This window comes from Luteibaculum oceani (genome assembly GCF_007995015.1).
GTDB classification, from domain to species: Bacteria; Bacteroidota; Bacteroidia; order Flavobacteriales_D; family Luteibaculaceae; genus Luteibaculum; species Luteibaculum oceani.
On the sequence record NZ_VORB01000001.1, the window covers coordinates 466,536 to 480,550 of the forward strand.

Annotated in this window: 9 protein-coding genes; 5 read left to right on the forward strand and 4 right to left on the reverse strand. The window is 39.6% G+C overall.

Translation table 11 applies throughout. From position 1 onward, the window contains the following. Positions 1-46 precede the first annotated feature (46 nt). Positions 47-1,519 (forward strand): ArnT family glycosyltransferase, encoded by a 1,473-nt coding sequence (locus FRX97_RS02015; RefSeq protein ID WP_170226988.1) that lies wholly within the window; start codon positions 47-49, stop codon positions 1,517-1,519. 33 nt (positions 1,520-1,552) lie between these two features. Here FRX97_RS02015 and FRX97_RS02020 read toward each other — a convergent pair whose 3' ends face one another. The 4 genes from FRX97_RS02020 to FRX97_RS02035 are packed head-to-tail and all read right to left on the reverse strand — an operon-like array spanning position 1,553 to position 5,323. Next, positions 1,553-3,031 carry an ATP-binding cassette domain-containing protein gene (locus tag FRX97_RS02020; protein ID WP_147012854.1) on the reverse strand — a complete coding sequence of 493 codons (1,479 nt, stop codon included), beginning with the start codon at positions 3,029-3,031 and terminating at the stop codon, positions 1,553-1,555. Between the two features lie 2 nt (positions 3,032-3,033). Continuing rightward, on the reverse strand, positions 3,034-3,750 hold the full coding sequence (locus FRX97_RS02025; RefSeq protein ID WP_147012856.1) for a ribonuclease H-like domain-containing protein: 717 nt from the start codon (positions 3,748-3,750) through the stop codon (positions 3,034-3,036). A 3-nt stretch (positions 3,751-3,753) separates the two neighbouring features. Beyond that, positions 3,754-4,155: a hypothetical protein gene (locus FRX97_RS02030; RefSeq protein ID WP_147012858.1), complete on the reverse strand. Its 402-nt coding sequence runs from the start codon at positions 4,153-4,155 to the stop codon at positions 3,754-3,756. Continuing rightward, positions 4,130-5,323 (reverse strand): serine hydrolase domain-containing protein, encoded by a 1,194-nt coding sequence (locus FRX97_RS02035; RefSeq protein ID WP_147012861.1) that lies wholly within the window; start codon positions 5,321-5,323, stop codon positions 4,130-4,132. Before FRX97_RS02035 ends, FRX97_RS02030 begins: the two co-directional genes overlap by 26 nt. Positions 5,324-5,586: 263 nt before the next feature. Here FRX97_RS02035 and FRX97_RS02040 point away from each other — a divergent pair, with 263 nt between their 5' ends. The 4 genes from FRX97_RS02040 to FRX97_RS02055 all read left to right on the forward strand — a co-directional run bounded on the left by FRX97_RS02040 (position 5,587) and on the right by FRX97_RS02055 (position 14,001). Further along, entirely contained in the window at positions 5,587-7,149 is a 1,563-nt protein-coding gene (locus FRX97_RS02040; RefSeq protein ID WP_147012863.1) for a sensor histidine kinase, read from the forward strand. After that, positions 7,146-7,841, forward strand: a complete 696-nt coding sequence (locus FRX97_RS02045; RefSeq protein ID WP_147012865.1) for a response regulator transcription factor — start codon at positions 7,146-7,148, stop codon at positions 7,839-7,841. Before FRX97_RS02040 ends, FRX97_RS02045 begins: the two co-directional genes overlap by 4 nt. Before the next feature lie 195 nt (positions 7,842-8,036). Next, positions 8,037-13,436, forward strand: coding sequence for a T9SS type A sorting domain-containing protein (locus FRX97_RS02050; protein ID WP_147012867.1), 5,400 nt, complete (start codon positions 8,037-8,039; stop codon positions 13,434-13,436). Between the two features lie 61 nt (positions 13,437-13,497). Next, complete coding sequence (locus FRX97_RS02055) at positions 13,498-14,001, forward strand: 3-hydroxyanthranilate 3,4-dioxygenase (RefSeq protein ID WP_147012869.1); 504 nt, start codon at positions 13,498-13,500, stop codon at positions 13,999-14,001. The last annotated feature ends 14 nt before the right edge of the window (positions 14,002-14,015 follow it).

Consider the following 14,015-nt stretch of genomic DNA (forward strand, 5'->3'; position numbering starts at 1 on the left):
AAGCTTTTTTTTTCTGAAAAGAACTGGGCTAGCAATTTTCTTGCTCTTGGCAGGCTCCTTACTCATTAGATTATTTGCTATTTCCCTCGATTTCCACTTGCACTTATGGGATGAGCAGTTTCATGCTATGGTGGCAAAGAATTTATTAGATAACCCTCTAAAACCATTCCTTTACAAGCATAATTTTGTGCCAAGAGAACTTGCTTTCTGGGACTTAGGACATATTTGGTTGCATAAGCAACCACTTTTTATGTGGCAAATGGCGGTCAGCATGAAATATTTTGGGGTGAATGCTTTTGCAATTAGACTCCCAAGTGCAATTCTTGGAACTATTGGCGTGTTTTTTATTTATCGTACAGGTCGCTTATGGCTTGGAAAAAACATAGGCTTTTTAAGCGGTCTTTTGCTTGCTACCAGCTTCTTTACAGTGGAAATGATGACGGGTATAATCCATACTGATCACAACGATTCCATTTTTCAATTTTACATTTTAGCGAGTATTTGGGCGTGGAGTGAATTAGAACATAGTCAAAATAAAAAGCGTGGATTTTGGATTGTTCTGGTGGGGATTTTAGCTGGGTGTGCAGTTTTAAATAAGTGGCTAACAGGGCTCTTGGTATACTTGGGATGGGGGCTAACCATCCTTTTCAATCGGGAAAAAAGGGTTCAACCGAAATATTATCTAGAGCTTGCTATCTCCGTAGTTATTTGTCTAATTACATTTCTTCCCTGGCAGCTTTATATATGGAGTGAATTCCCAAAGGTTGCAAGGTTTGAATTTGAATACAATTCGCGTCACTTATTTGAAAATATTGAGGGCCATGGCGGAGATGTTTGGTACCATTTTAATGCAGCCAAAAAAATCTATGGCATTCACCCTTTGATCCTTTTTCCACTAATTATGGGGTTCTGGTTTTTTAAGGAAGTGCCGCGAACGTTTAAAATTGCCACCATTTCTTATTTCGTTTCCATTTATCTCTTGTTTACGGTGGCCAAAACAAAGATGATAGCCTTTACTTTTTCCATTAGTACTATAACCTATATATTCCTTGCATTCTGGATATTTCACCTCTTCCGACGTTTAAAATCGAGGTTAAAATTATTTGACTCAGGAAAATATTTGCTTGCTGGAAAGTGGCTTTTCGTTATGCTTATATTGTCTTTGGCACATTTCAACCTAAAAGCTCCCCAGATCATTGAAAACCATACTTCTGAAAAAGCAGAAGGGGGAACGTTCCAAAATTTAAGAGAATATAATGCCAGGTATTTTCAAAGGATTTCTGAAATAAATAAAAAGGAGACCTACGTTTTATTTAACACAAGTAAATACGACGAAATCCCAGCAATGTTTTTTGGGAATTTTGCCTCTGCATATAATTTCAAACCAAGCAAAGAACTGGTTCAGAAAGTTAAAAGTGCAGGGTTTAATGTGGCCATTTTAGATAGTGGAGACCTTCCATTTTGGATCCAATCGGACTCCGAGATTCTTAAAATTTCTGGTTATCGCTGGATTCCGTAACGGTGTATAACCTTTAAATGTGAGCCAATACATCTATAGGCGAATCACCCGATCACAAAAATATTCTACAACTTCCGTATCGTGGCTTATAAATATTATGGATAGATTTCTAGATACCTGTATGCGTTTAAGTAGGTTTAAAATCTTTGCTTGCACAGATAGGTCCAAAGCCGATACGGATTCATCGCAAATGAGAATTTTTGGATCCACCATTAATGCTCTTGCAATAACAATTCGCTGCCTTTGCCCCCCACTAAATTGATGTGGATATTTATCCAAAGCCGCTTCATCTAATCCAACTTGAGTTATTAGCTCCTTTGCTTTTTCCTTCCCGCTCTTTCCATCCGAGGCATTAATTAGCTGAGCCCCAATTTTCTTGCTGGGGTTTAATGCGCTGTAGGGATCCTGAAATACGTATTGAATCTCTTCCCTTAGCGGTTTCCAATTTTTAATGGGTAGCTGATGAGGCGTGTTGTTAAAAACAATTTCTCCTTCTGCATTAACCCAACCCACCAACGATTTTGCAATGGAACTCTTACCAGAACCCGATGATCCACTCAACCCTAAAACTTCACCTTCATTTAATTTAAAACTAATAGGTTGCTTAAGAGGAAATGCTTTTTTCGCACCGTAAAAAGGGGCCATTTCTTTTAGTTCTAAAACAGGTAATTCGCCTCTAGTAATTGGGATCTTTTCTTCTGCCGCCTTTCCGTAATCGTCAATTTCAATAAGGTAGTAGCCCTTTTTATCCGGCTCGGGTTTACATGCTAAAAGGGCTTGGGTATAATGGTGTTCGGGGTTGTCTAACACTTTTTCTTTAGGCCCCACCTCAACAATTTCTCCCTTCTGCATCACCATAATGGTATCAGCCAGGTCCGCAACCAGTTTAATATCGTGACTGATAAAAATTAGAGCGGCATTTATTTCCTTTTGCACCGTCTGTATCAAGGTGCATATTTGTCGGCTGCTCTCGCTGTCCAATGCAGTATTTGGTTCGTCGGCAATAATGAGTTGAGGTTTGTTTATTACCGCCATGGCTATCATTACCCTTTGCTGTTGCCCACCCGATAACTGAAAGGGGTACTTGTAGGCCAACGCACTATCCAATCCAACTTGATCTAGAGTTTCGGAAATTTTAGTAAGCTTAGATTGCTTATCTAATGGTTGGTGTATAGCCTCAAGCAGTTGGTTGATACAGCGCTTTCCAGGATGTAACGACGACATAGGGTCTTGAAATATCACTCCTATATCTCTACCTAAAAATCGGCGAAGCTCATTTTGCCATTTTGGCCTAGTAAAGGAAACCTTATGGCCATAAAAATTTAAAGCTCCTTCAAATCTTAAATCTGGATTATAAATCAATCCAAAGGAGCCTAAAATACTCAGGCTTTTTCCGCTTCCAGATTCACCCACTATACCAATGGCTTCGCCCGGTTTAATCGTTAGGTTAAATTTAGAAACCAAAGAGTTTTTATCTCCCTTAAATACTGAATAATTTGTTATTGAAATCAATCTTAGAATTCACTTTGAATTTCATTAATCTCCAAACCATTGTTACCAAACTTCAAATAGATTTTGGCCAATGTGGTAACATCCTTTTCGCAGTATCTGACAATTCGCTCTAAGTTTTTTTCCTCGTAGTACACTTTCTTTACATCGGCACCACTGATATCATCTTTTGGTGAGGGGATGTTAAAGACATAGGAAAGGAGGTTAAGTGAGGTGTAGGCCTTTCTATCGCCGAATTTCCATAATTCCATGGTGTCAATATGGGGAACCTCCCAAGGTTTTTTTCCCGCTAAATCCAAGCACTCTGGTAGTGCCAGTTGATGTATAGTAATGCGACGAGCTAGAAAAGGAAAATCAAACTCTATTCCATTGTGCGCACAAAGTAATTTTAATTCCGTTCTCCCTACCGAATTTAAAACGGGTATTAGTTCCTGGAGTACGGTCTTTTCATCGTCTCCGTAGAAACTTTTTAATTTAAGCGCTAATCCATTCCCATTGCTTGATAAATAAGCAACGGTAGCGCAAATAACTTTTGAAAACTCTGCCATCACACCAGCTCGCTCTGCATAAACCGCCGAGGGATCTTGATCGTCTTGCAACCAATATCTATTTTTTAGTTGCCATAATTCCTGTCCACGAGGATCTAGATCCTCAAATTTTTCATGTAACGGAACAGTTTCTAAATCAATAAATAAAAGGCTTGTGGCAGATGGAATTCGCATGATTTACAAGATTAAAACTCCTTTTTGTTCAATAATAGGTAGTTTCACCAAGTTATCCTCCGATATACTCTCGGCGACAAAGACAAATTTCTTATCGTACAATTTTCCTTTTCGATAATAGCTAACCCAAAACTCATTGGTTAAAGAGGTTAACTCCATAATCAAACCTTCAAAAGGCTGCGCACTGTACGGTGGCATAGCAGGGAAATGGTGACGCATGGTTGCAGTTTCTTTTTCCTTGCCATCGATAGAGCCAAATCCTTTGCTACTTATTAAAATGGTTTCAATAAGGTCATCGCTATTATTTATCAAAAAGGCCTGCCAGAACTTGGTGCCCTCCTTTTCCTCCAAACTAATTCCAATTCCAACTTCCTTAACCTTAGGAAACTCGATGTCCTTTTTCATACAGTGTTTTCATTCTTAGACCCTGCTCTACGTATTCGTATAAGTCGGCAGGATGATATCTTTCGTTTTTATCTAAACGGGTGTGGCCCGTGCGCACAATAATAAGTTGCTCCTCTGGAATTACAATAACGTACTGACCTAAAATTCCACGGGCATAGTAGAATTTCTTCCCGTTGTAGTTTTCCAGCCAAAATGCAACCCCGTAGCATACGTCTGGGCAAACATTGTAATCCACTTCCTGGGCTCCGATTAAGAAGTCCATTTGCTCTGCATTAAATACGGTTGTGGTACTGTCCCATTGTCCCTTATTCATCCAAAGACGACCGAGTTTCGCGAAATCTCTACTAACTGCGTAAAAGCAACAAAAAGCTTTCTCTAGGTTATTGTCTTCGTCGGTACTCCAGTAAGCTGGGAAATTGGTGCCAATTTTAGACCATAGATTTTGCTCTGCGTATTCCGAAATGCTAATTCCTACCGCGTTACTCAAAGCCCAACCAGCAAGCGCAGTGTTTCCACTTTGATAATTGAATTTGGAACCGGGTTTACCCTTCATTTCCAAAGTCAACAAGAGCTCTTTCAGATCGGTATCATAATAGGCTTCCGCATTGTTTGAAAATGGGTTTCCGCCACTCTCCGACCAAGAAGTGTTGGCACTCATGTTCAACAATTGATGAAAATTCAGTTTGCCTATATCCAAACCTCTAGTTTCTTCAATGTACAGGGAAATAGGATCCTCCCATTTAATCTCTCTTTTATCAACGGCTATAGCACAAAGCGTAGCAGTAATACTTTTAGCCATAGAAAAGGAGTTGGAGTAACTAATTAGCGTGTGCTCTCCCCAATAACTTTCGCTTAAGAGGGTATCGGCATAGCTCACTAAAAAGCTAGTACTTCTTACCTGCTTATGAAATTCATTCTCCTCCGAAGTTAAGGGGATGAACTTGTCTTTTTCCTTCCATTCAAACCTCTTTTCTGCAGGTTTAATTTCATTTTTTGGAAACTTATCTAAATCGTAAATACCGGGTCCAAAATGTCCATCTAGTATCGATTTATTTACCGCCGTTAGTACATATCCATAGCCCGAAATTTTAAGTAAGGCAACAACAGCAATAAGTATGATCAGGGTCCTTAAAAGAACCTTTTTCATGGAAGAGAGCGCGTTTTTCATGGATTACTGGATTTGGAAGTCGTTAAATAATTTAAAAGAATTCACGGAAAGGTAACAAATCGAGGCGTTAATTGGTTATGCATAATAAATACAAAAACCACCACCATGTTTAAGTCTATAGAAATATGGTTCAACCAAAAATTTGGTTGGTTCTTCAAAAACGGCAATAAATAGCCAAAAAGGGCTGCTAGGCAGCCTTTTTTTTGTGGTTAAGTTTTGTTAAGCATTTCCCAACTATTATTTGACTGCTCTACTTTAGAAGCGTGAAAGGAAAACACCTTAATTTCTCGGTAGCAGGGATGATTTTAGCCCTAATTGGGTTAATTGCCATCCAGTTTTTTTGGATAGACCGAGCCGTTACCCTTAAAGAGGCTCAATTCGAGCAAAGCATCGGAAACTTGCTCTATTCGGTTATTCAAAAGCTAGAACAACAAGAGGCGCTTAAAGAGGTACAAAATCACCCCCTTGGTTCTTCTATGTTTTACAAGAGCGGGTCCAATCGCTTAAAAATCGATTTAAAAAACAATCCTGACTCCAGTAAATTGGAGTATAGAATTAAGCAGGAGCAAATTAAAGACACTCTTGGCAGCTTTATAAGAAATAGAAAAACAACACGGCACCTTATTTCGGATAAGGACGGAATTAAAATTGAGTCCAGTCCAGAGCAGTTAGATACCCTCCTATCACTTTTGTCTGAGGAGAGGTTAAACAGTATGCAGTTTCGCACCAATTTGGTCGATGAGGTGGTAAACAAATGGTTCTCTTATGCCTTTTACCAAAACATCAATCAAAGGGTATCAGCTACGGAGCTCGATTCCATGTTGTACACTGAGTTAAGAAACCGAGGATTAAAGGCAACCTATAAGTTTGGAATATTTAATGAAAAAGGGGAAAGCGCATTTGATGTAATATGCCCGGTTCATGGGTTAGCCCAACCCGTGCAAAATGCATATCAGGCGCGTTTATTTCCCAACGACGTATTTAAAAACCCCTATTTCCTTTACTTGTACTTTCCCAATCAAAAAACCTACCTACTGAGAACCATGTGGGTTTTGCTTGCGGCGAGTGGGGTTTTCATCCTGGTTATTATTCTCGTTTTCTCTAGAACCGTGCTAACCGTAATAAGGCAAAAGCATTTAAGTGAGGTAAAGAATGACTTCATCAATAACATGACGCATGAGTTGAAAACCCCTATTTCAACTATTTCATTGGCTTGTGAAGCACTGACTGATGGATCCGTTAAAAAATCAGAGCAAATGAAATCATCTTTTGTCGAGATGATTCAGGCAGAGAATAAACGCCTTGGGGTATTGGTAGAAAATGCACTGCGAACAGCAGTTTTAGACCGTGGACAGCTCATCCTGAAAAAAGATGTGGTTGATTTAAATCAAATTGTAAGTGAAGCGGTTTCCAATATTCAAATTCAAGCAAAACAAAATCAAAGTAAAATTGAATTACAGCTGTTCAAGGGTGCGCTTAAATCAAGTGTAGACAAGGTTCATGTTACCAATGTGGTATACAACCTGCTTGATAATGCTATTAAGTATTCCGGTGCTAATGCTTTAATTAAGGTTAAAACAGATTTAAAATCCGAGAAAGTGTTAATTTACGTGTCGGATAACGGTCCAGGTATTACTAAAGAAAACCAAAAAAAGATATTTGATAAATTGTACCGTATTCCCACAGGTAATATTCATAATGTAAAGGGATATGGTTTAGGTTTGAGTTACGTTAAAGCTATTGTCGAGAAACACGATGGTACAATAACAGTTAAGAGTCAGTTAAATAAAGGAACAACATTTATAATTAAACTCCCCGCCACATGAGCGAAAAGAAAATAAACATTTTAGTATGCGAAGACGACCCAAACTTGGGTATGTTGTTAACTCAGTATCTAGAGGCTAAGGATTTTACAGTGACCCTTTGTAAAGATGGTCAGCAGGGATTCGAGGCTTTTAAGCAAGATCAATTTGATATTTTGATTTTGGATGTAATGATGCCCATCATGGATGGGTTTACGTTAGCATCAGAAATTAGATCTACGGATAAGGATGTTCCAATTATATTTTTAACTGCTAAAACCTTAAAAGACGATGTTCTTAAAGGGTTTGAGGTAGGAGCAGATGATTATCTAACCAAACCTTTTACCATGGAGGTATTGGTGGCGAGAATTAATGCCATTTTAAGAAGATCCGGGGTGGCGGAAGAGAATTTCCCAAAGGAATTTCCAATAGGCTCTTATGTTTTCGATTACGAACATCAGCGTTTGGCTCTAAACGGAGAGGAGAGAAAGTTGACAACTAAAGAAAATGAACTTCTAATGTTGTTATGTAAAAATAAAAACTCTGTTCTTGAGAGAAATGCGGCACTAAATTTTGTGTGGGGAGACGATAATTATTTCAATGGACGAAGCATGGATGTATACATAGCCAAGCTTAGAAAGTATTTAAAGTCAGATGAAAAAGTGGAGATCGTTAATGTTCATGGAAAAGGATTCAAACTCTTAGTGGATCAATAATTAGACTTAATTTTTTACAATAATTATAAAGGGTGCTGTTACAGCACCCTTTTTTTTGCCCTGTAGTTTCATTACTGATTTTCATTAGGATAGGTCTAAGATTATTGTTAACATCTTAAAATTGAGCTAATAATTTATACATTTAATAGCGATATTTTTCAAATATCATTTGAACAAACCCAAATCCATTTAGTTATGAAAAAACTCAAACTGTTTCTAGTAGGGGTGTTTTCGATCTTACTTGGCGGTGTAATGATGGGGCAGCAGTGCTCCACCAGAACATCTTTAGGTACATTTTTCGATGGCACTACTTATCAATCTGGCGTCATTAATCTAGACCCCAGAACAACCGGAGACGATTCAATCTGGTTCGTATTTTCTGTCGCCGAGGCAGGATATTTAACGGTAAGCTCCTGCGATGAGCAAGCTGCACCTAATGACACCAGATTGTTCTTGTTCGATGGAAATACCTGTACCAATCTAAATTTAGTTTCCACTAGCGATAATGCTTGCGGATTGGCAGCCCTGGTTAACGATAAAAGGGTATTGCCAACAAAAGATTATTACTTGCTCTGGGATAACAAATCATCAGCATCGGGACTAAGTTTTCAGTTTAACATTGAGTTTGCTTCGGAAACCACATTTAATTCTGGTATTCCGGTAAATGACAATATCTGCGATGCCAGTGATATTGATGTGAATGATACCCTTACCGGTCAATCGAACGAGTTTGCATCGGTTCAAGGAGCAACAGAATATGCTCTTGGAAATCTACTTTCTTCTAAATTCGAGGTGGATTTTAATTTGCTTAATACAGTATGGTATAGCTTTCAGGCGCCCCCTTCGGGTGTAGTGGGAATTGAGATTCTAAATAGTGATTTCAATACGCAAATGGCATTATTCGAAGGGACCTGTACCAATATTCCGGGGCTTCAATTGGTTGAAGCAGCAGAAAGTGGCCTGTCGAATGATTTTACAAAGAATATTTTTTGTTTAAACCCTGGTGCTACTTATTATATAATGGTTGATGGTTTCGGAACTGAAGATGGTGATTTTGATATTGCCGTTCGCTCTGCAGATCTTAAAATGCCATACGTTGTCCTTATTGAACCAGATACCAATGGTTTTTATGTATGTCCCAATAGCGATGACTTAGGACTTGGCTTCGATTTACTTGTAGCGGCCGATTCATCGGATATTGCTCCCGGATCGGGAGGTTCACCCTACGACCTTTGGTTGGATGAAGTTCTTGCAGAATATGTAGATGAGTTGAGCTGGGAACTTGGAACTGAGTCAGGAACTGGAGTGGATGGATATGTTTCAGGCCTTATGCCGGGAACGCATACCGTTACTTTTACAGACATATGTGGTGATGAGTTTAGTGGTGAATTTACATTTACTCCTCAGCAAGCCGATCCAGTTGATATAGAACTAACCAGCTTAACGAACCCAGAGTGTATTGGTGGGTCTGGGGAAATTGAATTTGAAATATCAGGTGGTTATCTTTTCCATATGGGAGGAATTACCTGGGAGGACGATTCTGTTTTACTTTTCATTAAGAAGGTTCCTTTGAGCTCCAATCAGAGTGATTTAGACGGAGAAACAGCTCAACCTGTAACGGGTCCTGCTAATTATTTTTCTACTCAACTTACCGAGGGTAGATACCGTCTTTTTGCTTCGGATGCATGTGAAATGATGGACTCTGTGGATTTTGTAATCGAGGATCCAGAACAATCGCCTTTCTCCGTATCGCTGGTTTCATCAACAGATCCTTACTGCCCTGGAAGTGGTACGGGTGTAATTACTGTGAGTTCAGAAGGAGGAGAAATGGCTGCTCATAGCTTTCAATATTATATTGCAGATACAGTTACTACTGATGAGCCAGACACCTTGGTGTATAGCCTAGTGGCGGGACCAGATGAGTCGGAATACGAAATGGCTACTCAAGGTTGGTATCAAGTGATTGGGTTTGATGGTTGTACTCAAAAAGACACAATATATATTCAGTTGCGCGATCCTCATCTCGACCCGCTTTCAGTTGCGGCTGTTGGAGTTAATCCAACTTCTTTTACCGCGCAAGATGGATCTGTTACTATAACAGCTTCAGGTGGACAAGAAGACTTTAAAGTTACTTGGTTTGTAGATGGGTCTTATGTGGAAGAGCTCGATAATATGCTTTCTATTCCACAAGCCCCACAAGGGGTTTATGAAGTTTTTGTCAGCGATAGCTGTTTGGGCTTCGGATCTTTCGATACTACTATTATTTTGTTGGCTCCATTAGCTAACGACAATCCTTGTGATGCAATCGTAGTTTCAGAAGGCGATGTATTAACCACCTTTCACAACAACGGCGCAACTACCGATACCGATGAGGATAATTTATCGATTCCCGTAGATCAGGACGAAGGATTTAATGGTTGGGAAGAAACGGGTATCCAATCTTCAGTTTGGTTCCGATTTACCGCCCCTCAAAGTGGAGCTGCAGAAATTATCGTGGAAGGATTACCCTACATCGGAAATTTATCTTTCGATGCGCAGGTTGCAGTATTCCAAGTTGATGATTGTTCTGATTTCAATACATACAGCTATTTGGCTGCTAACGACGATAACGACAACTCATTTAATAATATAAACGATTCTCGTCTCGAGGTTTATTGTTTAACTCCTGGAAGTACATATTACATTTTAGTAGATGGGTTTGCCGGTATAGGTGAGCAGGGTGCCTTTAGCCTATTCATCGAAGAGATAGAACTGGATGAGTTGGAAGCAGATATCTCTTCTAGCGATCAAACCTGCAACGACGGTGGTATGATAGAAATTTCCGATATCGATGGTGGGGTTTTCATGTCAATTCCCGAAAACTACACATACTCGGTAAACTTCAATAATGGTGATTCAATCATATCTGATTTAAAACCTTGGAGCCCAAGTATAATTTTCGATGATTTAGCACCAGGTGTATACAATGTGAAAATTATGGATACCTGTGGAGTAGGAATTGATACTAACATCACCATCAATCCATATAATCCAAATGCATTAATGGTTTCGGTATCGTCCGAAAGTCCTACTTGTGTTGGAGATGTAGACGGAGCAATTACCATCGAGTATAGCGACGGTGCCGGTGGATATCAAACCACTTTTAACCAAATATCAGGAGGGGTTGAAACCGGTGGTCCTTTTGCAGGAGACTCTATAGTGGTGTCTCCGTCATCCTCAGGAAATAATATAAATGCTGGTGTATACTTATTTACGGTAACAGATGCTTGCTTAAATTCTAAGCAGTTCCAGGTAACCGTAAGCGATCCAGTATTCGATCCTATCGTTGCGCAAATTCACTCTATAGAGGGGCCTGAGTGTCCTGGAAGTGATGATGCATCCTTTGCAACCAATTTGGCTGGAGGAAATGGCCAGTATTATGTAACCCTGAGAGAAACTGGTGGATTAGAGCCCGTTATTAATGGTATACAAGATAGTCTTGTTGATGCGGGCAACTTCGTTGTAGAAGATCTTGAAGCGGGTGAGTACTTTATAGTGGTACAAGGCTTTTGTCTTGCTCCGGATACCGCTTTCATTGATACGATTGAGATCCTTGATCCAGTATTCGATCCAATAGAGCTTTCAGTGGAATTTGAAAACCCAAGTAGCGCTGGAGTAAACGACGGTAGTTTAACTGCAATGGTAGCCGACGGTGCTGCTCCGTACGAAATTTGGTTTGGCGAAGTAGCCGCCGATTCTGTTACGTTAATTGGATCTCCAATAGTAACCGTGGGAAGTCAGTTTACCATGAACTCTCTTTTTGCAGGTTTGTTTAAAATAGGTGTAAATGACAATTGTGGAGGCTCCGTAGGAGATTTCTTAGATTCTGCTTTTGTTCAATTAATATATCCACCTACTAACGATGATGTTTGCGATGCTATAAACGTTGCTGTTGGTTCTTTCTATAATGGAGACAATACCGCTGCTACCGTTGAGGTAGGCGAGTTATCCAGTTTGGTAATTCCAACTAACGAAGACTGTGAAAGCACGGAAGGCTGGTGCCTGTCTGATGGTATTAATGCTTCGGTATGGCACAAGTTTACGGTACCAAGCTCAGGAGCCGTATTCATAAATCTTTATTCAGATGATTTTGATGCACAGCTTGCCGTTTTCGAGGCGGTGGATTGTGGAGATTTTGACAGCTTCACCTTAGTAGCCGCTAATGACGATATCTCTGTTTCTGGAGGTAATACCGACTCTGAACTTCGTTTAGGTTGTTTAACTCCTGGTGAAGTTCTGTATGTTCTGGTGGACGCAAACCATATGGCAGGTGGAACGGAATTAGAAGGGTTATATAGCTTAACTATCGCCCCTGAAACAGGCGGAGCAATGGTAGTGTCCGGATTGGAGACCAATCCAAATACGGAAATCTCCAACGATGGTTCAATCGATGTGTCTGTTTCTGGAGGATTTGCCCCATATAGCTACAGTTGGGTAGACAACGGAATGGCAAGTACCGTAACAAGTCAGGATAGATTTAATTTAGATGAAGGAGAGTATAACGTTACGGTTACCGATGATTGTGGATTAACCGCATCTAAAACATTTACTCTGGTAAGAAATAGAATTTCTTACGATGATGCTTGTTCTGCTTTCCTATTACCAGTTGACAATACCAATAGGGTGTTCTCTAACGAAGGTGCTACGCTTCAAGTAGGTGAGTTAGCAATTCAGCCGCAAACAAATGGTGGGTGTTATTCTGACACCGCTTGGTGTTCGGGTGATGGATTGGATGCAAGTATTTGGTTTAAATTCTATGCTCCAGCCTCTGGTAAAGCTATAATTGACCTATGTAACAATGGTAACAATGGATTTGATTCTCAATTGGCAGTATACAAGGCTACATCGTGCTCAAATTTTGCAACCTATCAATTAATAGCTGCAAATGACGATGCAGATGGTTGTGCGCTTGGTTCTAAATTATCACTTAAAGACCTAGACCCATGTGCTGTATACATGATTCTTATCGATCCAGATGATAATGGAAGAGGTGATGTTGGAATTAAAATTTCAGATCCTGACAGAAGTATATATGCTGGTAAAGACGTAGTAAGAACCGCTTGTTTAGAAGAAAAACAAATCAATCTTACCTCTTTGCTTGCTGGCAATGTTACACCAGGTGGAAGTTTTGCTGAAATAACCAGCAGCGGTCACTTATCTGGAAGCATCTTTGACATAACTGCTGCAGGAGTGGGTACTTATAAGTTTGAGTATACTGTTAGCTCCGATTGTTTTGGAGAATTTGCAGCAAAGGATAAGGCAGTAATCACTGTGAATGTGGTTAAGTGTACCGGCATCCAAGATCAAAATGCTGAGTTAGGCTTTACCCTTGCACCAAACCCTGCAGAGGAATTGGTTGAGGTAAGCATTGCCAATTCTGCTGGAATTAAGGCTATAGAGATTACAGACTATACAGGTAAGAAATTAATGTGGTTGGATAAAGTTTTTCAAAATGGAACAACCCAGCATATAGATATTTCTGAGTTGCCTTCTGGAGTTTATCTGATTAAACTTCACGGCAACCTGTCTGGAGTGCAGAAGCTTATTAAGAAGTAATAGCTAACTAAATAAATGCAAAATAAAAGCGGGGTTTTCCCCGCTTTTTTATTTTAGGCAAATGAATAAGGTCCTATTAAAACAGTGGATACAAGATCACCAATTAGATTTGAAGCCTCCAGTAGGTAATAAGGTGATTGTGGATAACGAGGATATGCTGGTTATGGCCGTAGGTGGCCCGAATGCAAGACTTGATTATCACTACAACGAGACCCCAGAGTTTTTCTATCAAATTAAAGGCGACCTGCATCTTCATTTGCAGGTGAATGGAGTGCATAAAGAGGTAATTCTCGGAGATGAAGAATTATTTCTCCTGGATGCAAGAGTTCCTCACTTACCTCAAAGATCTGCCGGCTCTATTGGATTGGTAATAGAGTTAAAAAGAAATGAAAATCAAAAGGATGGCCTTTTATGGTTCTGTCCGAAATGCAATTCCAAGGTTTACGAAGAATATTTTGGTTTAAAGGATATAGAAAAGGACTTTCATGCCGTTTTTAACAAGTTCTATAATAGCGAAGCGTTAAGAACTTGTAAGAATTGTGGTGCAGTTCATCCAAAGCCTTAAGTAGTTATTTTGGA

Excerpts from the sequence above, each read along its gene's own strand:
- FRX97_RS02025 (WP_147012856.1), bottom strand. The coding sequence starts at position 3,750 with ATGCGAATTCCATCTGCCACAAGCCTTTTATTTATTGATTTAGAAACT.
- FRX97_RS02030 (WP_147012858.1), bottom strand. The coding sequence starts at position 4,155 with ATGAAAAAGGACATCGAGTTTCCTAAGGTTAAGGAAGTTGGAATTGGA.
- FRX97_RS02035 (WP_147012861.1), bottom strand. The coding sequence starts at position 5,323 with ATGAAAAACGCGCTCTCTTCCATGAAAAAGGTTCTTTTAAGGACCCTG.
- FRX97_RS02045 (WP_147012865.1), top strand. The coding sequence starts at position 7,146 with ATGAGCGAAAAGAAAATAAACATTTTAGTATGCGAAGACGACCCAAAC.
- FRX97_RS02050 (WP_147012867.1), top strand. The coding sequence starts at position 8,037 with ATGAAAAAACTCAAACTGTTTCTAGTAGGGGTGTTTTCGATCTTACTT.
- FRX97_RS02055 (WP_147012869.1), top strand. The coding sequence starts at position 13,498 with ATGAATAAGGTCCTATTAAAACAGTGGATACAAGATCACCAATTAGAT.